Origin of the sequence: Terrimonas ginsenosidimutans (assembly GCF_022012415.1) — a bacterium.
Classification (GTDB): Bacteria; Bacteroidota; Bacteroidia; order Chitinophagales; family Chitinophagaceae; genus Terrimonas_A; species Terrimonas_A ginsenosidimutans.
On sequence record NZ_JAKLTR010000001.1, the window covers coordinates 533,053 to 556,615 of the forward strand.

A 23,563-nucleotide genomic window follows, 5' to 3' on the forward strand; every position below is an offset into this window, starting at 1 on the left:
TGACTTTTTGCTTTAAAATTTGCGTAATATCGTTTTTGCAAAAAAATCAGGGCTTGGACGAGAGAATACTGGTCAACCAGTTAAAACAAGGAGATGAGACCGCGTTTAAAACCATTGTTGCGAATTGGCAGGATATGGTTTATAACACGGCGCTAGGCATTGTCCAAAATGCTGAGGATGCAGAAGATATTGCGCAGGAGGTTTTTGTTCAGGTATATCAATCCATCAATTCTTTCAAAGGGGATTCAAAGTTTTCTACCTGGCTTTACCGGATCACCATTACCAAATCACTGGATCATGAGCGGCGGAAAAAGCGGAAAAAGCGATTTGCGTTCGTAAAAAGCCTGTTCGGAGAAGAAAGTGAGGTTGTGATCCATCCTCCGGATTTCAACCACCCGGGAGTTGTACTTGACAAAAAAGAAGACGCGGCCGCTCTTTTTGCCGCCATCGCGGGACTACCGGAAAATCAACGGATCGCATTTACACTTCATAAAGTAGAAGGCCTTAGTTATCAGGAAGTTAGCGATGTTATGAAAACAACGGTATCTTCTGTAGAGTCGCTAATGCACCGGGCGAGAATCAATTTGAAGAAATTATTAGAAGTATATTATAAAGAGAAGGGATAGCAAAAGTTTTTTTACCAATCAACGTCAAATCTTAGGTCATGGAACATAAAAAGACGATAGACGCAAAAATTGAAAGAGCACTGGAAGGCCTTGACGGCATTCAGCGGGCAGCTGCGCAACCATGGTTGTATTCCAGGGTAATGGGCAGATTGCAGCGCGAAGAGAAGACGGTATGGGAATCAATAGGGTCTTTTCTGTCAAAACCGGCGGTAGCAATGGCTGGTTTAACAACGATTCTTGTCCTGAACTTATTTGTGCTTTTCAAACAAAACAGTTTGCAGGATGCAACGGCGGTGGCGGGAGCTAACCAGGGCGTCCAGATCACAGACAGTGAGTCGATCATTGCAAGCAACAGCAGTTTTGATTATGAAAACCTTGTACAACCATGAGCAGACCGGGAAATAAGAATCTTCTGATCATTATCGCCGTTCTTCTGCTCACCAACATTGGTGTACTCGGCTACTTCCTGTGGTTCAAAAAGCCGGGGAAGCAGCAGCAGGAATCGCGATGGGACTCAAAAGGCAATTCCAATGGCATTTATGAATCCCTGCAGAAAGATGTGGGCTTTTCTGCAGACCAGCTCTCGCAATACAAACAAATGAAGGACAAACAGCGTGAAACGCTCCGTCCGATGTTTGACGAAATGCGCAGAGTAAAAGATAGCCTGTTCCGTTTGCTGAAAGAATCAAATGTTCCAGATTCGATCTCCGAAAACGCAGCCGAACAGATCGGTCGCCAGCAAACAAAGCTTGATCTGCAGACATTCGCATATTTCCGTAAGGTCAGAACACTTTGCACGCCTGATCAATTACCGAAGTACGACTCTCTTATCCAGAATATGTTCAGTAAAATGAGCAAACCTCAACGGAGATCGGATAGCGACAGTACAAAAACAGATAAAAAGAACTAAGTAATAAGCCTCTTAGTAAAAATCAACTAAAAAAGTCAAATATGAAAAAGATCGGTTTGTTCCTCGCATTTATGGTAGCTGGCGTTATCATGGTAAATGCACAAGGCGGCGGAGGCGGTGGTTTCCGTCAGCGCACTGTTGAAGAAAGAGTAAAAACTGTACACGAAAAGATCGACAGCGCATTCAAACTGGATGCTGAAAAGCTTACGAAAGTAGACGCAGCTTTTACAACATTCTACAAAGGCCAGGACAAAGTAAGAGAAGAATTGATGAGTGGTGGTGAGCGCCCTGACAGGGAGGCAATGATGGCGAAACTTGCTCCGGTAACAGAAGCAAGAGATAAAGAACTCAAAACGATTTTCACAGAAGAACAATTCAAGAAATTTAAAGATGAGATTGAACCAGCCCTGAATCCACGTCGTGGCCCAGGTGGTGGCGGTGGAAATCGTCAATGATAGTTTAGGGTTAATGGTAGTTACACCCATCCCGGTAGTCTTGTTCTCAAGGCTCCGGGATTTTTGTTTTCCGGAGGATAAAAGAACAGCAGAAGATCAATTGCTATGTAAGGATTTCTCTTAAAGAGAAATGAGCGAAACTTTTTAAAGCCTGAAAATGAAGGCAGTTTTATATTTTCTTTTGGAAGCCACAACCTTCAGGCCGGAGTTTCGCAGAACACATGCGGATCGCCAATAATGGAAATATGAGATAGGAACAGGAAGTCATGATCGAAGCAAACAAATCGGTGGAACACACTTCTGAATGATCGTCAATCCACGGAAAGTCAGTTGAACAAATTGAATGATCTCGAAAAGCGCTTGCAGCAGCTTGAATCAAAATAATAAAATGAACGAAGAAAAGAGGTTTCGATCATAACTTCTTTTCTCTCCTTAAACCTTAGCTGCTCATCCATTCTTTAAATGCCGTGACATTATCCTGGCTGATGATAATGTCTTCATTGATCTCGGGTTCGAGCTCCAGCTGTAGCTTACTTTTGGGAAAGGTCCTGATCTTTCTGATCGCATTGAGATGTACGAGATACTTGCGGTTGACACGATAGAACATGGAAGGGTCCAGTTGTTTTTCGATCTCGGACAATGACTGATCAAGAATAAACTTTTGATTCTTCTGATCGATCATACACACGAGCTTATGCGTTGCATAGAAATAGGCGATGTCATCGGTTTTCACACTGATATAGTCCGTGCCGCGTTTTACCAGGAACCTTTTCTTATAGTCGGCCAACTGTTGCTGACGCGATTGCAGGAACTGCCGGACATCGGCAGAGAAATGCTGTTTTAATTTATCGTACTTTTTTAATGCGGCATCCAGCTTTTCCTGCCTGACCGGTTTCAGAAGATAATCAATACTGTTATGTTCAAAAGCTTCCTGCCAGTATTCATCGAAGGCTGTACAGAAGATAACAGGGCTGGTGATATTCACTGCATCAAAGATCTTGAAAGACAGGCCATCGCTTAGTTCTATGTCCATAAACAGAAGATTGGGCATATCGTTTTCTTCCAGCCATTCTATGGCAGATTTAACGCTGCTGAGTGTTGCTACAACGTCTATACCGGTGTCTGCTTTCAGGATCGCTTTCTGCAGCTTTTCTGCTGCCGGCTTTTCGTCTTCAATGATGATCGCTCGCATACAATTCAGGTTTTCAGGTAAGGTTCAGAACAGGTAATTTGACGATGAACTCGTTTTGATCGTCTGATATACTGATCTCTTTGCCGGTGGTAAGTTTGTAACGTTCTTTCAGATTGTTCAGCCCGATCCTTGAGGAAGGTTTCCGAAGCTCTTTACGCTGTAGTTTATTCCTTATTACCAACGCTTCGTTTTCCAGACATATACTCAACACAAGGGGGCTTTCCTCCGAAAACTCGTTATGTTTGATCGCATTTTCTGCAAGTAACTGCAGGCAAATGGGAGGCAACAGAAAATGTTCTAAAGCTGCATCATCTATCATTTTTTCCAGGTGAACGGCTTTTTCAAAGCGGATCTTCAATAACAGAAAGTAGCTGTTTAAAAAGTCGATCTCGTCCCGAAGCAACACGAGATCACGGGCTTTATTCTGCAGAATATAACGATATACATCAGCCAGCGTGTCATTAAATTGTTTCGCCCTTGCCGGCTTCTCTTCTATTAAATGACTTAGCGTGTTAAGCGAATTGAAAATAAAATGCGGGTCGATCTGATTTTTTAGTGCTTCAAGTTCTGCCTCAGCCCGTGCGCGCTCGAGTTGTTCATTCCGGATCATTTCATTTTCTGATTGCTTGACCAGGATCACCGTTTCATAGACATGCGTGATAAAGATTACCGCGATCAGGATGATGAGTGTTGCCTGGGAAACGATCTGCCAGTTGACTGTGTCATTGGTAAAAAGTTCATACCATCCGACGATCAGCAATACACTTACAGGGACAGTATAGAATACGACGGACAGGATCAGTACCATTACTTTTTGCAGAGGCTTGTTGATCCAGTCAAAATAGTTGCGGAGTGAGGAGTGCAAATAACGATTCCCCTGCCATACGACCAGCGCGATCATGATCGTATAGAGAAAACTCCACCTGACAGATCCGTTTGAAATATTCTGTCGATTGATCAGGCCGGTAATAAGAGGGATTGCAATACCAAAAAAGGGGATCAGGATCAGCCTGAATCCAAGATCATTCACCCTGTATTCTGTCAGATTTTCTGTCTTTCCTTTTACGATGTTGATCCTCTCCTTTTCCACTTTCAGCAGCTTTGGTAATGCGATGTAAAAATTAGGGAATAGTTTAGACAAATGTTTATCAACCACTAAAAACTTATTCATATGCTGGAGACCATCAACTGGCTGGCCGTGCTGGTTGCGGGCATTTCATCGTTTGTAGTTGGAGGAATATGGTATTCTCCCGGGATGTTTGGCGGAATATGGATGAAAGATAATGGATTGACCGTAGGGGAGGTAAGAAAGAAAGCGAAAGAGAAGATCGTAGCATGGACAGTGTTGTTTTCATTGCTGATGTCCGCAAGCCTTGCAATGTTTCTTGCACTTTCAAAAGATGGATGTAATGGGTGTATTCCGACAGTGGGGATGTCCCGCGGGGCAACGATCGGTTTGATCGGAGGGGTGTGGGCGTTCTGTGCCACCGCTATTCATAGCATATTTGAAGAGAAGACCTGGCGACTGGTGTTGATCAATGGATTCTACAGCATAGTTTCATTGACAATGATGGGCGCGATAATTGGAATATGGCGGTAGTACATATTTATTAAGCAACAATGTATAATAATGCTGAACGATTTTGATAAAACCCGCTTTGCGGTGAGGATACCAGTGAATGCTCCGGTAGAGAGAATATTCAACGCCTGGTCAACACCAGGCGGTCTTGAGCAATTCTTTTTACGGCAGGCAGTATTTCATTCTCCCGAGGGAATTGAGAGAAATGCGCATGATCCGGTAGAAGTGGGTGACACCTATCACTGGCTTTGGTGGGGTTATTCAGACGATGATTCCGAACGGGGTGAAGTCCTGGAGCAGAACGGAAAAGACCTCCTTCGGTTCAGTTTCGGAAAAGCTGGAGTATGTACATTGTCCATTTACCAGGAAGAAGGGGAAACGGTCGCGGAGCTTATACAGGAAAACATTCCTACGGATGATAATGGGTTCCGTTATTATCACATGGGTTGCAAGCAGGGCTGGACTTTCTATCTTACGAACCTGAAGTCTGTCCTGGAAGGCGGGCTGGATCTTCGTAACAGGAATAATAAGATTACCAGAGTGATTTCTTCCTGATAGAAGAGACCTATAGATAAAGGATCTGCAACCGGTATCACGGGGTTATCCCTGGCGTGAGAACGCTATGGCCCGGTGCTTCCGGCCGGTGTTGTTAAATAAAAAGCCGGATGATGTATATCACGTCATCCGGCTTTTTTGTGTGTTTTAACCCTTTATTTCTTGCGGGTGTATTTTATTTCCATTGTCTTGAATTCTTTGCCGTCCACTCCGTCACAATACATTTCCATTACTTGTGTATTATCATCGATGACTTTAAAAACCTCTCTGAAATTCTGTTCTCTTCCATCACCGGCTTCAGGATTGACCATTTTACCTTTCAGGTTGATCGTTTTTGTTGCTGCATCCCAGGTTCCTGTTGCGATCATGGTGCCTGTTCCCACGTTATCGAGCCAGGTAGAGGTGAATTGTTTTTTTGCATTGTCATACCCCATTGTTGATTGTCCTTCGAATGGCATACCCATCATGTCACCGGTATGGTTTGACTGTTGATAACGGCCGCCCATGATCATTTTATTTACCGTTTTTGATTTGCTGACCTGTGGTGGAGCGTCTGCAGCCATCCACATAGAAACGTCGCCATCCCAATTGCCGTTCCAGGACGCCATCATTTTGTGTACGTCTCCCGGGGTGGAATAGGCCATCCAGTTATTCATCCTGGTGGCAGAGTCTGGCATGGGTGCGGGAGGAGGAGGTGTGCTGGCGGCAGACATCGTATCCTTAGATGCCGCCGGAGTTTCATCCGTTTTGGATTCATTGTTACAGGCGCCAAATGTGATTGCCGCGCAAAAAAGCAAGGTTAGAGGTTTCATGTTTGCAGGTTTTATATGAAAAAGTACATTATTATCCTGTCAGAGCAATGAGAACTGCCGATGAAACCGGAAACCAGGGGGACGAATCATCTCGACGGTAATGGAATACGGACCTGCAGGTTGCATCCCTTACCGGAGGACGAAATCAGTTGAATGGATCCGTTGTAGTAAGCTGTACGGTTAAAGATATTATTAAGGCCAAGACCTTTTTTGGTATTCACTGTGTCAAACCCGTTACCATTATCATTGATCAGCAATAAGATCTTCTGCTCATCAATATTCAGTGAAATGGATGCCTCGGAAGCGTTGGCATGTTTCAGGATATTGTTGCATTGTTCCTGCACTATACGAAGTACCGCCAGCTGAATTTCCGGTGCGATCATCTTTACATTACTACCGATTGCTTTTTCATAGATGATGCGTAGCTTTTCCGTCGCATTGATATTCTGGACCACTTCTTCAATCGCCGCTTCAAGGCTGATATCGCGAAGTGTACCGGGAATAAGGCTATGGCTGATCTTGCGGAGTTCTGTGATCGCGTTTTGAAGATAGCCAAGGCTGCGGCCCATAAACTCCTGGCTGATGTCTGGCTTTTCTATTGCCACCTCAAGCATCAGTCTTGACGAGGACAGGATCTGATTTACGTTATCGTGCAGTTCATAGGCCAGCTCTTTCCGCTCCTTTTCCTGTGCGCTCATAATAGCCTGAATGATCTCCCGTTTCCTGGTTTCCTGTTCTTCCGCGAGTCGTTTCTCCAGAATGACTTTTTGAGTGATGTCAAGCGCAACACCACCAAGTAAGCGGACCCCGTCCTCTGTTTCCAGAGGAAACTTAAAGATGTGGTAGATCTGCGGATCGCCGTTTGGCCCTACGCCGTCTTCTATCGTTTCTATCGCTTTATTGCTATTCCACACCTTCCAGTTGTTTTCGACGAACAGATCACAGATATGCTTTGGAAAAATCTCATAAATGGATCTGCCTATATCGCCTTCCTGCAGGTTAAATGCCTTCAGGTAAGGAGCGTTCAGGTAACGGAAAATGGCGTTTTCGTCGATGATCCAGGTCATGGTTGGTGTGTTGGCCATGAAAGAACCGAATCTTTTTCGCGACTGGATCAGTGCTTCTTCGCGTCTTTTCTGTTCTGTAATGTTTTTATGAGTGCCGATAAGTTTAAGCGGCATTCCATCAGCTGTTCGTTCAAGCAACATTCCTCTGTCAAGGATCCAAACGTAATCACCCGATTTGCTTTTAAGCCGGTATTCCACAGAATGATTTTCTATAGTACGGGTTTCATACTGCTGATCGATCATTTTTACTTTGTCCACATCTTCCGGGTGGATCCGTGTGTGCCACTCATAAGCTTCGTTCTGGAATTCCTTATCAGAAAAGCCCAGCATGTTTTTATAGATAGTCGAGTAGTAGGATTCTTTTGTTTGAAAGTTGTATTCCCATACTCCATCACCGGCACCATCAAGAGCGAACTTCCATCGTTGCTCACTTTTGTAAAGGGCAAATTCGTTTTCCTTTATTGCGGTGATATCATTTGCGCTGAAACAGATCCCCGTGATCGTTCCGTCTGCGTTTTTGACGGGCGTATAATTGGCAAGCAACCACACGTCCTGGTTATCTGATTTTGTATACACGATCTCGTACTCAACCGCGTCTCCCCTTAATATGCTGTCCAGTGTTTCTTTTACCGGCATCCGTCTGTGTTCCGGAAGGAGGTCCAGGAAGTTCATTCCTGGTTCGATAAGGATCGCCCCTGGCATCAGCAGCTGATGATCGATCGCGATATCATTTGCCAGCAGGATCTTGTATTGGTGATCGATAAGTAGCACGCCACTCTTGCTATTGTTGATGACAGCACGCCATCTTTCCTCGGAGTTCTTTAATTCCTGTCTTGCAGCCTTGATCGCTGTGATATCGGTGAAGGAAGTAACTGTTCCGATCAGGCGTCCGTTTTCTTCTATAACGGGGTGAGAGTTGATGTTTATCCAGCGGACGGAGCCTTCTGTTTGCAGCCATCCGATCACGATATCCGTTTGCGGCAAGCCGCTTCTTCTTGCGATGATCGCAGGAAAATTATCCCATGAGAAGGGATTGCCGTCTTCAGTAAAATAACTTCTTTCTTTTTCAAGAAAATCACGGTCAATGATCTGATCACGGGTCAATCCTGATATAGATTCCGCGACGGTGTTGTAAACAATGATCTCTCCTTTATCATCCTGTACAATGAGCCCTTCCGCGAGGGCATTGAAAAAAGGCTTGTTGTAAATAAGTTCTTTGATATTGGAGATCTGTACCGGTTGTGTGCCCGCGGCTGGACGGATCATTGCAGCATACCCGGGTTTATCACTTGACAGGGAGAAGATGGCCAGTTCAATGCGGATCTTCTGGTCCGTACTCAATTCGATCATTGTTTCGCCTTTCCATTTTCCGGATGCGATCAGCGAAGAATGAATATTTTCTTTTGATGAAGGATGAAGACCGGGTATGATCTGGTGGAGTTTTGAACCGAGCAAAACATTGGCCGGCAGGCCAAACAAGCGGGATGCCGCTTTATTCCACAGCGTAATGGTAAACTGTTCATCAGTTGACACCAATGCATCTGTGAGCTGGTCTGCGAGTTGTGGCGGAATGTTTTCCAGCAGATCATCGCTGAACATGATGCCCGACTCACTTGTCGCAGCAAACACCTTGTTGTTGTCGATCTTCATAGAATGAGGGTAGCAAAGCTACCCGTCGCTTTATTATTAAAAACAGGACTTTAATGCGCTTCCAACCAGTTTGTACCTTGTCCGCATTCCGCGATCACCGGAACACCCTCAGGTAACGGCAAAGCGGACTGCATATTTTCAAGGATCAATGGTCTTAATTCAGCAACTTCTTCTTTGACGGCGTCAAAAAGCAACTCATCATGCACTTGCAGGATCATCCTGCTTTTCATGTTGGCGTTCTTGATGGCCGCATGAACTTTTTGCATGGCGAGCTTGATCATATCAGCCGCCGTTCCCTGTATCGGCGAGTTGATGGCGTTTCTTTCCGCAAAACCTCTGACAGTGAAGTTGGCGGAGTTAATGTCTTTTAACCATCTTTTTCTGCCCATCAGTGTTTCAACATAGCCATGTTCACGGGCAAAGTTGATCGTATTGTCCATATACTGCTGGATCCCTGGAAATTGCTTCTTGTAATTATCAATGATCTCTTTGGCTTCTGTGCGCGATATCCCAAGATTATCAGCCAAACCAAACGCACCCTGACCATAAATGATGCCGAAGTTCACGCTTTTTGCTTTGTATCTCATTTCCTTCGTTACGTCTGCTTCGGCAACATTGAACACTTTTGCGGCTGTTGCGGTATGAATATCAATGCCCGATCTAAAGGCTTCACACATGTTAACATCTGCGCTGATCGCCGCAACGATCCGTAACTCTATTTGTGAATAATCGGCAGACAACAACAGGTGGTTCTGGTCGCGGGCGATGAACGCCTTTCTGATCTCCTTACCTCTTTCCGTTCTCACAGGGATATTCTGAAGGTTCGGGTTGTTGCTGGCAAGTCTTCCGGTAACTGCAACTGCCTGACCGTAAGTGGTATGTACGCGGCCGGTCTTTGGGTTTACCAGTTGCGGCAACGCATCAACATACGTAGATTTCAACTTGGTCAGTTCTCTGAACGTCAGGATATCTTCAACGATCTCATTTCCGCGGGCAGCAAGTTTCAACAGGACGTCTTCACCTGTCTGGTACTGACCCGTTTTGGTTTTTTTAGCGGAAGGGTCAAGTTTCAGTTTATCAAACAAGACTTCACCCAGTTGTTTCGGCGAAGCGAGGTTGAACCTGACCCCTGCTTTTTCATATACGTTCTCTTCGGCGATCTTAGCGTCCTTTTCAAGCTGACGGGAATAATCGTTGAGAAATGGCTCATCAATCCTGATCCCTTCAAATTCCATGTCTACCAGCACTTTTACAAGCGGGCTTTCAACCTCCTCAAAAACTTTCTGCACATCTTTCGTGGCCAGTAAAGGCGTAAACGTATTCTTCAATTGAAGTGTGATATCAGCATCCTCTGCCGCGTAATCTGTGATCTTATCGAGCTCAACATCGCGCATGTTGCCTTGCGACTTTCCTTTTTTTCCGATCAGTTCTTCAATATGAACGGGTTCATAAGAAAGGTATTTGTTACTCAGCAGATCCATGCTCCGTTTTCCGTCTGGTTCTATCACGTAATGCGCGAGCATTGTGTCAAACAATTTTCCCGGAAGTTCTACGCCATACCACTTCAATACCAGCAGATCATATTTTGTGTTCTGTCCGATCCAGATCTTTTCAGGGTCGGAGAATAAGGGTTGAAAGAGCGCGAGCATTTCTTTTGCGCTTTCGTGATCCGTGGGACATGGAATGTAATAGGCTTCACCGGGAGTAACGGAAAAACTAAGTCCAACGAGCTCCGCGAGATTGGCGTCAATGCCGGTTGTTTCTGTATCAAAGCAGATCTCCTGGTGTTGCGAAAGCATTTCCACGAGTTCTTTAATACCCGCTTCGCCGGTTACCGCGGTGTAAGTATGCGGCGTATTATGTATGTTCTTGTCTGCCGCGCCAATTGTCTCGTCTGATTCAGTGGCCGCAGCAGGTTTTGCAGCGGAGGTTTTTGGGGCCGGCGGTTCTATGATATTGCCGAAAAGATCTGTCTGTACACCTTCGGGAGCTGTTTTTACTTCAGCGCCGATCTCTTCACCAAGGATCCGTTTAGCGAGTGTTTTGAATTCCAGGTCACCAAAGACTGTTTTCAATTTGTCTTTATCAACATCTTTGATACGGAAGTCTTCTTCGTGAAAAGCGACAGGAACGCTGGTGATGATCGTAGCGAGGCGCTTTGATAATAACGCATCTTCTTTTCCCTTACGGACCTTTTCTCCCAGTGCACCTTTGATCTGATCAGCTTTTTCGAGAACGCCTTCAAGCGTGCCATATTCTCCAAGCAGTTTGGCCGCCGTTTTTTCTCCCACGCCTGCGATCCCCGGAATGTTATCAACGGCATCACCCATAAGACCGAGAATGTCTATCACCTGGGCTACATCTTTGATGTTCCATTTCGCACAAACCTCTTCGGGGCCAAGGATCTCAACATCTCCACCCTGATAGCCAGGTTTGTATATTTTAATGTGCTCGCTTACCAGCTGGCCGTAATCTTTGTCCGGCGTGACCATAAAGACTTCATAACCGGCAGCTTCAGCCTGCTTGCTGAGGGTGCCGATTATGTCGTCCGCTTCGTAACCATCAAGTTCGATGCAGGGAATATTAAACGCTTTGACGATTGCTTTGATATCCGGGATCGCTTCAAGAATATCTTCCGGAGCTTCCTGCCTGTTTGCTTTATAGTCCTGGAACTCAGTATGACGCTCTGTTGGAGCGGCTGTGTCAAAACAAACAGCCATATGTGATGGCTTCTGTTTATTGATGAGTTCCACAAGGGTATTGGTAAAACCAAACTGTGCGTTGGTATTCTTCCCCTTCGATGTTAAGCGGGGGCTCCTGATCAATGCATAATAGGCACGGAAAACCAGTGCCATCGCGTCCAGTAAAAAAACTTTCTTTGCCATGCCGCTAAGGTACTATTTCGGTGGTGTATGACGGCAAGGACAGTCAGGACAGCAAGCTGATTAATGGGTGCCTTTAGCCGGAGCGATCTTTTCCGTGTTTACCGGCTGGGCAACCGGATGGGTTGTTTCTGTTTTGTTGTCGACAAGTGTTCCACTAAAAGCAGCCGGTTCTTGCTGGTTTTTTACTGAAACAGGAATGGAAGTGGGGTCTTTGTAAATGAAATTCAGATACAGTGCGAAGAAAAGCAGGTTGAATGCAAGAAAGTTTGCAACCCGGTGTACGCGTTTTCTCATAAAATTTGAGCGGTGGTTTTTAATTGGATAATGGTGGTGGTTCTGAAGATAAAAATAGATATGCGGGCGTTTTCCACCAATTAACAAGGCAAAAGCCTTGTCAAATTGAGGGCAAACACTCGCATTCGGGTAGGAAATCTACGCGTCTACTTTTTCATTTCCTCCAGTTTCTTCTGAAGTACGAACATTTCATCGCGTAAACGGGCAGCTTCCATAAAATCCAGGTCCCGGGCAGCTTTTTCCATTTCCTTTTTGATCCTGCTGACCGCTTTTTCCGTTTGCGGAATGGTTTTGTACTCTGTTTGCTCTTCTGCGGCCACAGGAACGAGGTCTTCGTTTGGTGCCACAGCGTATGGATTGGCGGGGTCGTAGCCTTTGATATCCAGGACAGATGTTTGGGCAAAAACCTGCTGTTTTGATTTCACCACGGTCCTTGGCGTGATGCCATGCTCGAGGTTATGTGCCACCTGCTTTTCCCGGCGCCGGTTGGTTTCATCAATGGTTTTTTGCATGCTTTCGGTCATTTTATCAGCATAAAAAATAACCTTGCCATCGACATTTCTTGCGGCTCGCCCCGCGGTCTGTGTCAGCGATTTTTCATTTCGTAAAAAGCCTTCCTTATCTGCATCAAGGATGGCAACAAGAGAAACCTCGGGCAGATCAAGACCTTCCCGGAGAAGGTTTACACCGACGAGTACATCGATATCACCCAGACGCAATTGCCGGAGGATCTCGATGCGTTCGAGCGTGTCTACTTCGCTATGGATATATTTTGATTTTATATTGATCCGGTGCAGATACTTATCCATTTCCTCCGCCATTCTTTTGGTGAGGGTGGTTACAAGTATGCGGTCTCCTTTTTTAACGGTTTTATCAATCTCATCAAGAAGGTCATCGATCTGGTTGACGCTGGGCCTGATCTCGATCGGCGGATCGAGCAATCCTGTTGGCCGCACGACCTGCTCAATGACCACACCGCCTGTTTTTTCCAGTTCATAATCATCCGGTGTTGCCGAAACATATACGGTCTGGTTCAGCAGTGCTTCAAACTCGTGGAAGTTCAATGGGCGGTTATCCAGCGCACTGGGTAAACGGAAGCCATAGTCGACAAGGATCAGTTTACGACTTCTGTCACCACCATACATGCCGCTTACCTGCGGTACGGTCTGATGGCTTTCATCGATCACACAAATAAAGTCTTTCGGAAAATAGTCTAACAGACAGAATGGTCTTGTGCCGGGTACACGGCGATCAAAGAACCGCGAATAGTTTTCGATCCCGTTACAGTAGCCGAGTTCTTTGATCATTTCAATATCGTACTCGACGCGCTCTTTCAATCGCTGTGCTTCGATCAGTTTTCCGTTCGATTTGTAGTAATCCACCTGTGCATGCATTTCATCCTGGATCTCATAGATCACCTGTTGCATGATATCTTTCGGCGCTACATAAAGATTTGCGGGGAAGATGGCTGCGTTTTCGAGTTTACCGATCCGCTTGCTGGTGACAACGTCAATACTTTCAATTTCTTCGATCTCATCTCCGAAGAAAGTGACCCTGTAACCAAAATCCACATAAGGAAGATTGATATCAACCGTATCGCCTTTTACCCGGAAGGTTCCCCTGTTGAATTCAATGGTAGTCCTGTTATAAAGCGAGTTGACAAGAGCGTGAAGAAATGCCTGCCTCGAAATGGTTTGCCCTTTTCCGATCCGGATGATCCCATTCTCATAATCAGTCGGGTTTCCCATACCATATATGCAGCTCACTGAAGCAACAACGATGATATCCCGGCGTCCGCTAAGCAAACTTGTTGTGGCGCGTAACCGTAATTTATCCAGTTCATCATTTATGCTGAGATCTTTTTCAATATAGACATCGCTTACCGGGAGATATGCTTCGGGTTGGTAATAGTCGTAATATGACACGAAATATTCCACCGCATTCTCGGGAAAAAACTGCCTGAACTCTCCATACAGCTGGGCTACAAGCGTTTTATTATGTGTGATCACCAGTGTCGGCCGCTGCACGTTCTGGATCATATTGGCAATAGTATACGTTTTCCCGCTACCGGTCACGCCCAGCAATGTCTGGAATTGTTCACCATTCAGAATACCTTCTGTAAGCTGACGTATTGCTTCCGGTTGATCGCCGGCGGGAGGAAAGGGTGAATGAAGTTTAAATGCCATAGTTCTCAAAGTTATCGTATTCGATCCAATGTCGTTTTTGCAAGACCAATGACTGAAAAACTGCATGGACTCGACGACCATTCTTTTGCAAAAAATGTGCAACGTTCGCCAGTAATGATCTGTCAACTGATCAAATGACTTCAAAATGAAAAAACTGCTGATCCTTATACTGATGTTTTCGCTTGTAAGCGGATGCAAGAAGAGCACGGAGATCAAATGCGAAGGATTGGTGGCGGCATTGGAGATGGAAAACCTGGAAATGATGAAGCAGCTGGTGAGCGAGCTTGGTGCAGACCAGGATCCGAAAGAGACTGATACAGACAGGGACGGGCATTATAACAGCTATCTGGAAGTGATCAGACGGCTGAAAAATTGTGGGTTGGAGGTGGCCGGCATTTGTTATGGCTGCATCCAGACACTGCCGGCAATGTCGGAGATCAGGATCTCTGTTAATAATGGTTCCGGTTCGATTACGCGGATCATCGATCTATCCCGGGATGATTCTGGCCGGTTTGTCTGCAAGAATATGCACCGATAGCTGAATTCCGATCACCGAAAAATAGACACATCTTTTAATTACGGTCATTGATATCCTCCGGAAGCGATGCTACGTTCCGAATGCAGTCGCAGATCTGCTGTTATCGAATGCAGCAAATCGCTTCTCCGGATGACACTGGATCTTATTTTCTGAGCCGGTTCAGATAAGTAGAATAGTCAGGGAGCGTTGGCTGATATTCAGAGAACATAAGCGGAGAGGTGAGCATGAAGTCTGCTGTTGAGCGGTTACATGCGGTAGGAATGTTCCAGGTAGCTGCTACGCGAAGAAGGGCTTTGATATCCGGATCGTGTGGTTGAGCTTCCATTGGATCCCAGAAAAAGATCAGTACATCCAGTTTCCCTTCAGCGATGCTGGCCCCTATCTGCTGGTCCCCGCCAAGCGGCCCACTGAGAAACTTTGCGATGGGTTGTTCAAGTGCGGCTTCCAGCAATGTGCCGGTTGTGCCGGTAGCGAAAAGGCTATGTTTGGCAAGCGCCTCGCGGTTTGTTGTTGCCCATTGGATCAATTCATCTTTCATATTATCATGAGCAACCAGGGCGATCCGTTTAACTGTATTAAGTATCCGCATGCTAAAAATTATGGAGGTAGTGAATAAATCCGGCGCTAAGCTAAGTATTCGATATAATTTTCTGGCAAAAGAAAACCAGCTGATAGTGCTCTTGGGCTGATAAATATGTTTGAAGTAGGTTACTGCGGATTGGCAGATATAAATACGGCAGATACGCGGATCATATTAACTTATCAGTTTATTATCTGGGAAATCAGTGGGAGCCTTACGTAAGGGTTAAAACAGATAATTCGTGGATATCCAGATAGCCCGGAAAGATGTTTGCCACAGGCACGGGAAGGGGCCGTTTAGTAATACCCGGAAGATCAGATCAAACAAAAAATACCAGGACCAATAAGAGTTTTAAAGGAACAATGGGTTACACTGTACTTTTAAAAGCCTTACCAGGCCTGGCATTTTAGTTTATCAGATCGAAGTCTTAGAATGGCAGATCGTCGTCGCTGCTGGAGAATGTCGTGTTATGCACGTCATCTTCCACAGGTGCGGCAGCTGTTCCGGCAGCAGCCCCTGCTTCCACTTTCCATGCTTTTACATCCGTGTACCAACGGCCATTATATTCACGGCTTTCCACGTCAAAAGAAAAAGTCAGACTTCTGCCTACCTGGAGAAGACTGGTATTGATCTTATCTCCCCAAATGGAGATACAAACTTTTTTTGGGTATTGGCCATCCGTTTCCACGATGACGTCCTGCTTTTTCCATTCCCCATTCTTGCCATTGCCTGTTTGCAAAGGCAGCAATTGAACTAATTTGGCGGTAAGTTGCACGTGCTTAAATTTTAAGTATTATCCCGCAAAATTACGACGCATTGAGCAACTACCCGATCCGGGTTATCCCCATAACTTTCAGGTTAACTGGCCGCAGGATACATCATTTTTAGCTGGGCTGCGTTGATTCCCCCTGTTTACGCAGAATTTAGCGTATCCGGGGCTTTTATTCATTTCGGGTCGCAAGATGCCGCTGATTAGTTTCCGACGCATTTAATTCATCTGCTGAGCTGAGGGAACAGTGAGGCAAGGTTTTTAGAACTGAAGGTAGATCGGCATCACCGGCTCAGCCGACTTAAAATAGCCGTAAAGGATCACAAACGCGAAGAAAACAACCAGGTAGGCTATCAACGGGATCCGCCTGAATCTGGCAATCACCTGGTCTGCATAAGAATCCGGGATCGCATGGATCATGTAGGCTACGCCCATCATGACCAGCACTGACCAATAGTTGTTCGCGAAAGCCGGCCAGACAGTAAGACTGAAGTCATACCAGATCTGGTGGATCATTGAGATGGCTGAGTCATAATCCGAAGCCTTGAAAAAGATCCAGCAGAAACAAACAAAGTGGAAAGTGATCAGGATCGCGATCGCATTATACCACCATTTGTTATTTACTTTTCCTAGCGCATTACCGGTGATCAGCATCCAGATCTTATGTACAGCCAGTGATATACCGTGAAGCGAGCCCCAGATAATAAAGTTCCAGCTTGCACCATGCCAGAACCCGCCAAGTAACATTGTCGTCAGGAGGTTCATATTCGCAGCTACACCTTTCTTTTCTTTTTTGATAATGGCGGGAAGAAGGAACAGCAGCAGGATCCCGGCACTTAAGATCGATGCCTGCCACCAGTTCATTTTCAGCAAATGTTCTCCTGCCAGAAAGACTCCGGCAAAGAACAATAAGGAAAAGATCCAGGTGCCTGCACTTCCTTTCCGGTTACCGCCTAATGGAATATAGAGGTAATCGCGAAGCCATGACGACAGTGAAATATGCCATCGACGCCAGAACTCGGTTATGTTCTTGCTTTGATAAGGCGAAAGAAAGTTGGTAGGGATATGAAAACCCAGCCATCGTGCGATCCCGATCGCGACATCACTATAACCGCTGAAATCGCAGTAGATCACCACGGCGTATCCATATACAGCAAACAGGTTTTCCAACCCGGTATACCTGGACGGATCGTCAAAAACATAGTCCACGAAATTCAACGTGATATAATCCGAGATCACGAGTTTCTTGAAAAGTCCCGATACGATCAGGTAAAACCCTTTTGCAAAGTCTGTTTCAGAGATCACATAAGGTTTATTGATCTGTGGGACGAAATCGTGCGCGCGGACTATCGGGCCCATCACCAGTTTCGGAAAGAAGGAGAGGAATAAAAGATAATCGCTGAATTTCCGGGCCGGCTTAAATTCTCCGCGATATACATCCATCGTATAACTCAGGTTCTCGAAAGTATAGAACGAGATGCCGACGGGCAATACGAGGTTCAGCGGGTTAAACCCTGTTTTAAGCAGGTCATTACTAACCGAGATGAAGAAGTCGGTGTACTTGAAATAAACCAGCAGGCCAAGATTAAAAACGATACTGCAGATCAGTAAAAGCTTCCGTTTGAGTTTATGCTGTTGCCGGTAGATGGCATTGGATAAAACGAAATCGACAATGGCCGATACAATAACAAGTGCGACGAACTCACCGCTGGCCTTATAAAAAAAGTAAAGGGAAAATGCGCAGAATATATAACGCCGGATATTGATCTTGTTCCGGAATCCATAATAGAGAGCGATAAAAATGGCAAAGAAGAAAACGAAAAAGCCATTATTAAACAATAATGGATGTTCCTTATCGTACAAAAACTGGCGCCAGAAAGCATCTAGATCAAATGACGGCATACAGACTCATCCATTATACTGCGAATAAACGCCAATTATCAATAATTATTAGAATGAAAAGTCAAAAGTATGTTATAAAACTGAATTGACCAGAACAGACGACGGACCGCGCCCATCGAAGACGATACCTGGAATAAGAAAGATCCTGCATGAGCAGTGGCTGTCGTGTATTCAAAGCATGATCAATGGGTGATGACGATACATTTCAAGGCGAACGCCTGTGCTCGGCTCTTACTTCATCTTGGAGAACTCCCTTATAAAAGCATCAAACAGGTAGTTGGCGAGGATCTCCGCGCCACGGTGATTGGGGTGTACGTAATCCTGATTGGCAAGTGAAGGTTTTGCTTTCGCCCATTCTACAATGGAGTTTGTGCCGCCCATTGCGGCAAACTGGTTATAGAAACTGCTGTTGGTTTCATATGCCAACGCTGCCTGTACTTTAATAAGGGAATCTATACCTATAGCAGATTTGTACTCGCCGCCATAGCGGAAAGCGCGGTCTGCTGTACTTACCAGGAGGAAATCGGTTTCCGGAAAACAATTCCGGATCTTTTTTACCACCGGCAGCATCACTTTAGCATACCAGCTGAAGTTCTTATCATTCGGACGGAATAACAGGTTCACGCCATATTGGAAAATGATCAGGTCGTATGGGTTGTTTTCTGAAACGGCGGAAAGAAAAGAAGAATCGATCTTCGAGAACTCGACACCGGTGATACCGCGAAAGGAGAAATTATCTACGATCACGCCAGACTCCGACTCAAACGAAATACCGTAGACTGGCAGCTCGGGGTTATTTACTCCCAGTTTAATGGTCCGGCCTGCATCGTTGGACAGCGAAATGCGGTTGACCGGTTTATCTGTATTCACTGCAAGGCTTACCCCGTTCGCTACAATATTGACTGTTGCATTGACAGCACCGCACAGCAATGTCTTTTCCAGGATCACGGCACTGTCTTTCACCGTTTGATCTGTCATCTGAACAGTTGCGCCATTGCCCCGGAAGATATGGCCGGAAGGATAAAGGCGACTGGTCTTCGCATCTTTGAAATTTTCGTCGTCCCAGGATCCGGCAGTTGATGTTGAAACGGTTTGACGGAACTTCGAGACCGGCGAAGTGATGGGTACGAAGCCAACACCGCTACCGCCGAATGACTGCTGCATCAGCTGTCTGAAAGTCTGGGTCAGCAGATCCCCTTCGATCATACTGTCACCAAAGTAGGCGATCCTTACTTTCCGTTTTTCGCCATTTTTCAGCGCCTTTAGTTTTCCCAGGAAACCCTGGAGAGAGGCGGTGTTTGTATCAGCATTAAAATTTGTGATCAGACGGGGTTGCTGGTAAAGCATAAACTCTTTACTGGGCAGCTTTTCGATCACCACGGGGGCAGTAATGCTATCGCCGGCATCAGCCAATTTCGCCTGTGCCGTGTCCTTTGCGCTGTAAACATCAGATACAAGGTTGACCCGGTTAAAGGGCAACCACTTAAAGCCGAGTAACACACCGGCAATTGATACGGCAAGAAGAATTCCCACGCTATACAGAACGAAATGAAAAACACGGCGGTTACTATTCATAATGATCTCCTTTTAAGGAATTTCCTGCGAATGTTCAGCGTCAGATGAACGATGGCAGACGTCGAAATTACAATATCCTATTGTTCGTGAAGTGTTAATCGTTGAGCGGTGGTCGTTTCAGCCAGAGCGATCCCTGCTACCTTCTTCGATTAGTATACGGCAATCAGGCCGGTCATTTAAAAATCGAAATCAACTTTCCTTACGGGGAGCGGTAGCAAGCTTATTCTTGCGGATGGTGGCGTTAATTCTTTTCTTCCATTCGGCCGGAGCTTCTGAATAACCGGTTTTGCTGATAGCCTCGGTCCACAAGTGGTAATCTGTTTTGCCTTTAAGTGTCTGATAGAATTTGCGCCGGGAGAGCAGTTTGCAGAAATCATCATAAGAAGCTGCAACATTGCTGTACTGTTTATAGCGGCTTTTTATACCTTTTGTTTTCAGAAGGTTGTTTTTTCCAACGATGCCAAAATGGTTGTGAAGCAGTTTGGCGTTGCGGCTGTTGCCGCCGCCTGACTCAACAATAGCGACACCAAGAATGATCGAGGCAGGGATCTCATATATTGCAGAAAGGGAGTCCGCCAGCTGGCGATACTTTTTCACATACTTCGATTGTGCCTGCACCTGGCAGTTCAGCAAAAGAAGCATCAGAAGAACAGGCAATGCCCGTTTTGAACGGCAGGCATTCGTTAGTATGTTTTTCGCAGGCGTCATTCGGCGGTAAATATAGTACGCGACTGGCTATTTTGCAATCATACATGAAAACATAATAGTATATGATTAAACCTGCGGCTGACCATCAGCTATATCCTTCTGTAAAATACCCGGGAAGGATGCTTTTGAATGCTTTATTTTGCAAAAAAATGAACGGATGGAAACAAGGCTGACGGCAGATGACGGAATTGAACTGAAGGAAATCACTGTGGAGGATTATCGTCCGAAAAATACGGTTTTAAGGGTCATAGCGATTGTACTGTCTTATATTTTCCATCCGTTGTTCATTCCTGTATATATTATCTGGCTTTTGCTGAACACGCAGGCCTATATGTTCGCTCAGTTCACGCCGGCGGAGAAGGCGATAGCGCTGGTCCGTTTCTTTATTATTTACAGCTTTTTTCCGTTGGTGACAGTATTGCTGGCGAAGGGGCTTGGCTTTTTGAAATCTGTTTATCTCAAAACGCAGAAGGAGCGGATCATTCCATATATAGCATCCAACCTCTATTATTTCTGGATGTGTTATGTCCTGCGTCATCAGCCGGATTTCCCCAAGGAAGCGGTGTACCTGTCCATGGCGATCTTCATTGCTTCCTGTGCGGGTCTGATGGCGAATATTTACATGAAGGTGAGCATGCACACGATGGGAATGGGCATTATGCTGGGTTTTACAGGGATGATGGCGATGGGGGAAGCGACCAACTACACGATTTACTTTTCTATATCATTGTTGATCGCGGGGCTGGTTTCCAGTGCGAGAATGATCGTTTCTGATCATACACCGAGGGAGATCTATACGGGTCTGCTGATCGGCGTACTGTCTATGGCAGCAGCTGTTTGGGCGGATGGAATTCTTCCGTAAGCTTACTGGCGGACCATGTCAAAGAAAGGCTCGTACTCTTTTTTTCTTCCCTGTTCCAAAAAAAATTAGCAAGATATTGCTAAATCATTTAGTTTTGTTCTGTTCATAACATTTTTAGCCCGGCACTACGTAAATCATAATTTTGGACATGGCAAAAACAGAAAAAACAACCGATACGTCAAACAACAGTGAAAAGTTGAAAGCGCTCAAACTTACTATTGACAAGATCGAAAAGGATTTTGGCAAAGGGAGTGTGATGATGATGAATGAGCGCGGAGAAGTGACCCAGGAGGTCGTATCTACCGGTTCTATTGGATTGGATGTGGCATTAGGTATCGGTGGTTTACCGAGAGGCCGTGTGATTGAGATTTACGGGCCGGAGTCTTCTGGTAAAACAACTATCGCAACGCATGTGATTGCAGAAGCACAAAAGAAGGGTGGAATGTGTGCGATCATCGATGCTGAGCATGCTTTTGACAGTTCCTATGCGCAGAAGCTTGGTGTTGATGTGGATAACCTTTTGATCTCGCAGCCCGATTATGGTGAGCAGGCCCTGGAGATCGCGGATCGTCTGATCCTTTCCGGCGCACTGGATGTTGTGGTGATTGACTCAGTAGCTGCGCTGGTTCCAAAAGGGGAGCTTGAGGGAGAGATGGGTGATAGCAAAATGGGTCTGCAGGCAAGATTGATGAGCCAGGCTTTGCGGAAACTGACTGCAACCATTGCGAAGACAAATACCATCTGTATTTTCATCAACCAGCTTCGTGAGAAGATCGGTGTGATGTTCGGAAACCCTGAAACAACTACTGGTGGTAACGCGCTGAAGTTCTATGCTTCGGTAAGACTGGATATCCGTCGCAGTTCACAAATCAAAGACGGAGATGAGGCGATAGGCAACCGTGTCAAAGTAAAGGTCGTTAAGAATAAAGTTGCGCCACCTTTCAGAGCTGCTGAGTTTGATATCATCTTCGGTGAGGGTGTTTCAAAGAACGGCGAGATCATTGACATGGGCGTCGAATTAGGCATCGTACAGAAAAGCGGATCCTGGTTTAGCTACAATAGCGATAAACTTGGTCAGGGCCGTGAAGCAGTGAAACAGCTTTTGATCGATAATCCGGAACTGGCGAAAGAGATCGAAGCTAAGATCCGCGAAAAGATCAAAGAAGTACAATCAGCATAAAATACTCATTCACAAGCTTTTTAGTTTGTAAATGGGTTAGTAAATACAAGCTGTCCGCCTAAAGGTGGACAGCTTTTTTGTTTATTTTAAGATTAAAAAGATATATTTCAATGTTTAAACATTGTATATTTGTCTACCAATTCGGTGAACCATTTGGTTGGTAAGCCGTTAAACCGAACAAATTAAATGTATGATCCCTCTTAAGAAAAAGAATCCCTGGAAAAAGCGGATACTTTTGACTGTCCTGGCCCTTATTCTTATAGGCGCAGGAATTTACTGGTATGTAGCAACGGAAAAGTTTGCCGATACCAATGACCGGGAAGCTGCTTACACCGTTAACGCACTGGATTTCATTCGTGAATTTCATGATAACGATAGCGCAGCGAACGCGAAATACCGGGATAAGATCATCACGGTAAATGGCACAATTTCTGCCATTGAGCCAGCCGATTCGAGCACAGTGAACGTAAAATTTATTGATACAACTACAAGTTCCTATGTCATTTTCGCTTTCCAGGAACAGCATGCTGCTGAAGCACAAACGCTCAAAGAAGGTGATGTTGTATCCATAAAAGGCTCCTGCAGCGGAGGAACGTTCAGTGAAATTCTTGGCGTTGAGAAGATCGACTTCAAAAGAAGCGCTTTAAATAAAGACAAAAAATAAAACACCCCCAATTAAAAAGACAATCATGAAAAAAACTATCCTCGCGTTAGCATTGGTAGCTATTACCGGCAGCCTCTTCGCTCAGAAAAAAACTACCACTTCGGCTACTGTTGCCTTCGACGCAAGCACAGCGATCGACGCTCTGCCTAAAGCAGAAAACAAAACTGTAGTAGCTGCTCTTGATGCTAAAGCTGGTACTGTTGCATTCGAAGCTACTGTTAAAAACTTCGCGTTCACTAACCCTACTATCCAGGAACATTTCAATGGTGAAAAATGGCTGAACTCTGATAAGTTCCCGACGTTCACTTTCAAAGGAAACATACTTGATGCATCTAAAGTTAACTTCGCAAAAGATGGTACTTACAACACGAACGTTGAAGGAACTCTTTCTGTAAAAGGTGTTGAGCAAAAAGTAAAAGCTCCGGCTACGATCGTAGTAAAAAGCGGGGTTGTAACTGCTACTTCTAATTTCTCTTTCAAACTTGCTGACTTTGGTATTACCGGTGCTCCTATTGATGGTGGCAAAGTTGCAAAAGAACCTAAAGTAACTGTCAGCGCTGAGTTCAAATAAGCC

23 protein-coding genes are annotated in these 23,563 nt (G+C 45.3%); 11 read left to right on the plus strand and 12 right to left on the minus strand.

Features of this window, described 5'->3' with window-relative positions:
- The first annotated feature begins 53 nt into the window (after window positions 1-53).
- The 4 genes from LZZ85_RS02210 to LZZ85_RS02225 are packed head-to-tail and all read left to right on the plus strand — an operon-like array spanning window position 54 to window position 1,991.
- Window positions 54-626, plus strand: coding sequence for an RNA polymerase sigma factor (locus LZZ85_RS02210; protein WP_237868292.1), 573 nt, complete (start codon window positions 54-56; stop codon window positions 624-626).
- Window positions 627-664: 38 nt separating this feature from the next.
- On the plus strand, window positions 665-1,015 hold the full coding sequence (locus LZZ85_RS02215) for a hypothetical protein (protein ID WP_237868293.1): 351 nt from the start codon (window positions 665-667) through the stop codon (window positions 1,013-1,015).
- Window positions 1,012-1,536: a hypothetical protein gene (locus tag LZZ85_RS02220; RefSeq protein WP_237868294.1), complete on the plus strand. Its 525-nt coding sequence runs from the start codon at window positions 1,012-1,014 to the stop codon at window positions 1,534-1,536. Before LZZ85_RS02215 ends, LZZ85_RS02220 begins: the two co-directional genes overlap by 4 nt.
- A 41-nt stretch (window positions 1,537-1,577) precedes the next feature.
- Complete coding sequence (locus tag LZZ85_RS02225) at window positions 1,578-1,991, plus strand: hypothetical protein (RefSeq protein WP_237868295.1); 414 nt, start codon at window positions 1,578-1,580, stop codon at window positions 1,989-1,991.
- A 439-nt stretch (window positions 1,992-2,430) separates the two neighbouring features.
- Here the strand turns inward: LZZ85_RS02225 and LZZ85_RS02230 are convergent, their stop codons facing one another.
- Window positions 2,431-3,183, minus strand: coding sequence for a LytR/AlgR family response regulator transcription factor (locus tag LZZ85_RS02230; protein WP_237868296.1), 753 nt, complete (start codon window positions 3,181-3,183; stop codon window positions 2,431-2,433).
- A 13-nt stretch (window positions 3,184-3,196) separates the two neighbouring features.
- Window positions 3,197-4,354 carry a sensor histidine kinase gene (locus LZZ85_RS02235; protein ID WP_237868297.1) on the minus strand — a complete coding sequence of 386 codons (1,158 nt, stop codon included), beginning with the start codon at window positions 4,352-4,354 and terminating at the stop codon, window positions 3,197-3,199.
- Here LZZ85_RS02235 and LZZ85_RS02240 point away from each other — a divergent pair, their 5' ends adjacent.
- The gene (locus LZZ85_RS02240; protein ID WP_237868298.1) at window positions 4,355-4,783 is read left to right on the plus strand and encodes a DUF1761 domain-containing protein; all 429 of its coding nucleotides are present in this window, start codon (window positions 4,355-4,357) and stop codon (window positions 4,781-4,783) included.
- 30 nt (window positions 4,784-4,813) lie between these two features.
- Window positions 4,814-5,317 carry an SRPBCC family protein gene (locus LZZ85_RS02245; protein ID WP_237868299.1) on the plus strand — a complete coding sequence of 168 codons (504 nt, stop codon included), beginning with the start codon at window positions 4,814-4,816 and terminating at the stop codon, window positions 5,315-5,317.
- 155 nt (window positions 5,318-5,472) lie between these two features.
- Here LZZ85_RS02245 and LZZ85_RS02250 read toward each other — a convergent pair whose 3' ends face one another.
- The 5 genes from LZZ85_RS02250 to uvrB all read right to left on the minus strand — a co-directional run bounded on the left by LZZ85_RS02250 (window position 5,473) and on the right by uvrB (window position 14,211).
- On the minus strand, window positions 5,473-6,129 hold the full coding sequence (locus LZZ85_RS02250; protein WP_237868300.1) for a DUF1579 domain-containing protein: 657 nt from the start codon (window positions 6,127-6,129) through the stop codon (window positions 5,473-5,475).
- Window positions 6,130-6,215: 86 nt separating this feature from the next.
- Window positions 6,216-8,846, minus strand: coding sequence for a PAS domain S-box protein (locus LZZ85_RS02255; protein WP_237868301.1), 2,631 nt, complete (start codon window positions 8,844-8,846; stop codon window positions 6,216-6,218).
- A 50-nt stretch (window positions 8,847-8,896) separates the two neighbouring features.
- Window positions 8,897-11,731, minus strand: coding sequence for a DNA polymerase I (gene polA / locus LZZ85_RS02260; RefSeq protein WP_237868302.1), 2,835 nt, complete (start codon window positions 11,729-11,731; stop codon window positions 8,897-8,899).
- Window positions 11,732-11,791: 60 nt separating this feature from the next.
- On the minus strand, window positions 11,792-12,025 hold the full coding sequence (locus LZZ85_RS02265) for a hypothetical protein (protein ID WP_237868303.1): 234 nt from the start codon (window positions 12,023-12,025) through the stop codon (window positions 11,792-11,794).
- Window positions 12,026-12,171: 146 nt separating this feature from the next.
- Window positions 12,172-14,211 carry an excinuclease ABC subunit UvrB gene (gene uvrB, locus LZZ85_RS02270; RefSeq protein WP_237868304.1) on the minus strand — a complete coding sequence of 680 codons (2,040 nt, stop codon included), beginning with the start codon at window positions 14,209-14,211 and terminating at the stop codon, window positions 12,172-12,174.
- A 145-nt stretch (window positions 14,212-14,356) separates the two neighbouring features.
- Between uvrB and LZZ85_RS02275 the strand changes: the two genes are divergently transcribed.
- The gene (locus LZZ85_RS02275; protein WP_237868305.1) at window positions 14,357-14,749 is read left to right on the plus strand and encodes a hypothetical protein; all 393 of its coding nucleotides are present in this window, start codon (window positions 14,357-14,359) and stop codon (window positions 14,747-14,749) included.
- Window positions 14,750-14,891: 142 nt separating this feature from the next.
- On the opposite strand, the gene LZZ85_RS02280 is transcribed toward LZZ85_RS02275, so the two are convergent.
- From LZZ85_RS02280 to LZZ85_RS02300, 5 genes are all read right to left on the minus strand, one after another.
- The gene (locus LZZ85_RS02280; protein WP_237868306.1) at window positions 14,892-15,338 is read right to left on the minus strand and encodes a methylglyoxal synthase; all 447 of its coding nucleotides are present in this window, start codon (window positions 15,336-15,338) and stop codon (window positions 14,892-14,894) included.
- Window positions 15,339-15,756: 418 nt separating this feature from the next.
- Window positions 15,757-16,104, minus strand: coding sequence for a DUF3127 domain-containing protein (locus LZZ85_RS02285; protein ID WP_237868307.1), 348 nt, complete (start codon window positions 16,102-16,104; stop codon window positions 15,757-15,759).
- 255 nt (window positions 16,105-16,359) lie between these two features.
- Window positions 16,360-18,000, minus strand: a complete 1,641-nt coding sequence (locus tag LZZ85_RS02290) for an MBOAT family O-acyltransferase (protein WP_237868308.1) — start codon at window positions 17,998-18,000, stop codon at window positions 16,360-16,362.
- Window positions 18,001-18,231: 231 nt separating this feature from the next.
- Entirely contained in the window at window positions 18,232-19,575 is a 1,344-nt protein-coding gene (locus tag LZZ85_RS02295) for an SGNH/GDSL hydrolase family protein (protein WP_237868309.1), read from the minus strand.
- 189 nt (window positions 19,576-19,764) lie between these two features.
- On the minus strand, window positions 19,765-20,283 hold the full coding sequence (locus LZZ85_RS02300; RefSeq protein ID WP_237868310.1) for a glucosaminidase domain-containing protein: 519 nt from the start codon (window positions 20,281-20,283) through the stop codon (window positions 19,765-19,767).
- A gap of 157 nt (window positions 20,284-20,440) precedes the next feature.
- Between LZZ85_RS02300 and LZZ85_RS02305 the strand changes: the two genes are divergently transcribed.
- From LZZ85_RS02305 to LZZ85_RS02320, 4 genes are all read left to right on the plus strand, one after another.
- A complete protein-coding gene (locus LZZ85_RS02305; RefSeq protein ID WP_237868311.1) occupies window positions 20,441-21,145 on the plus strand; it encodes a hypothetical protein in 705 nt (234 codons plus the stop codon).
- A 148-nt stretch (window positions 21,146-21,293) separates the two neighbouring features.
- On the plus strand, window positions 21,294-22,325 hold the full coding sequence (recA, locus tag LZZ85_RS02310) for a recombinase RecA (protein WP_237868312.1): 1,032 nt from the start codon (window positions 21,294-21,296) through the stop codon (window positions 22,323-22,325).
- Window positions 22,326-22,515: 190 nt separating this feature from the next.
- Entirely contained in the window at window positions 22,516-22,989 is a 474-nt protein-coding gene (locus LZZ85_RS02315; RefSeq protein WP_237868313.1) for an OB-fold protein, read from the plus strand.
- A 25-nt stretch (window positions 22,990-23,014) separates the two neighbouring features.
- A complete protein-coding gene (locus tag LZZ85_RS02320) occupies window positions 23,015-23,560 on the plus strand; it encodes a YceI family protein (protein WP_237868314.1) in 546 nt (181 codons plus the stop codon).
- The last annotated feature ends 3 nt before the right edge of the window (window positions 23,561-23,563 follow it).

Bases quoted from the DNA above. Each gene is read 5' to 3' on its own strand.
- LZZ85_RS02290 (WP_237868308.1), bottom strand. From the start codon at position 18,000: ATGCCGTCATTTGATCTAGATGCTTTCTGGCGCCAGTTTTTGTACGAT.
- LZZ85_RS02250 (WP_237868300.1), bottom strand. From the start codon at position 6,129: ATGAAACCTCTAACCTTGCTTTTTTGCGCGGCAATCACATTTGGCGCC.
- LZZ85_RS02275 (WP_237868305.1), top strand. From the start codon at position 14,357: ATGAAAAAACTGCTGATCCTTATACTGATGTTTTCGCTTGTAAGCGGA.
- LZZ85_RS02220 (WP_237868294.1), top strand. From the start codon at position 1,012: ATGAGCAGACCGGGAAATAAGAATCTTCTGATCATTATCGCCGTTCTT.
- LZZ85_RS02295 (WP_237868309.1), bottom strand. From the start codon at position 19,575: ATGAATAGTAACCGCCGTGTTTTTCATTTCGTTCTGTATAGCGTGGGA.
- LZZ85_RS02280 (WP_237868306.1), bottom strand. From the start codon at position 15,338: ATGCGGATACTTAATACAGTTAAACGGATCGCCCTGGTTGCTCATGAT.
- LZZ85_RS02255 (WP_237868301.1), bottom strand. From the start codon at position 8,846: ATGAAGATCGACAACAACAAGGTGTTTGCTGCGACAAGTGAGTCGGGC.
- uvrB (WP_237868304.1), bottom strand. From the start codon at position 14,211: ATGGCATTTAAACTTCATTCACCCTTTCCTCCCGCCGGCGATCAACCG.
- LZZ85_RS02315 (WP_237868313.1), top strand. From the start codon at position 22,516: ATGATCCCTCTTAAGAAAAAGAATCCCTGGAAAAAGCGGATACTTTTG.
- recA (WP_237868312.1), top strand. From the start codon at position 21,294: ATGGCAAAAACAGAAAAAACAACCGATACGTCAAACAACAGTGAAAAG.
- LZZ85_RS02300 (WP_237868310.1), bottom strand. From the start codon at position 20,283: ATGACGCCTGCGAAAAACATACTAACGAATGCCTGCCGTTCAAAACGG.
- LZZ85_RS02235 (WP_237868297.1), bottom strand. From the start codon at position 4,354: ATGAATAAGTTTTTAGTGGTTGATAAACATTTGTCTAAACTATTCCCT.
- LZZ85_RS02320 (WP_237868314.1), top strand. From the start codon at position 23,015: ATGAAAAAAACTATCCTCGCGTTAGCATTGGTAGCTATTACCGGCAGC.
- LZZ85_RS02240 (WP_237868298.1), top strand. From the start codon at position 4,355: ATGCTGGAGACCATCAACTGGCTGGCCGTGCTGGTTGCGGGCATTTCA.
- polA (WP_237868302.1), bottom strand. From the start codon at position 11,731: ATGGCAAAGAAAGTTTTTTTACTGGACGCGATGGCACTGGTTTTCCGT.
- LZZ85_RS02305 (WP_237868311.1), top strand. From the start codon at position 20,441: ATGGAAACAAGGCTGACGGCAGATGACGGAATTGAACTGAAGGAAATC.
- LZZ85_RS02225 (WP_237868295.1), top strand. From the start codon at position 1,578: ATGAAAAAGATCGGTTTGTTCCTCGCATTTATGGTAGCTGGCGTTATC.
- LZZ85_RS02245 (WP_237868299.1), top strand. From the start codon at position 4,814: ATGCTGAACGATTTTGATAAAACCCGCTTTGCGGTGAGGATACCAGTG.
- LZZ85_RS02215 (WP_237868293.1), top strand. From the start codon at position 665: ATGGAACATAAAAAGACGATAGACGCAAAAATTGAAAGAGCACTGGAA.
- LZZ85_RS02230 (WP_237868296.1), bottom strand. From the start codon at position 3,183: ATGCGAGCGATCATCATTGAAGACGAAAAGCCGGCAGCAGAAAAGCTG.
- LZZ85_RS02265 (WP_237868303.1), bottom strand. From the start codon at position 12,025: ATGAGAAAACGCGTACACCGGGTTGCAAACTTTCTTGCATTCAACCTG.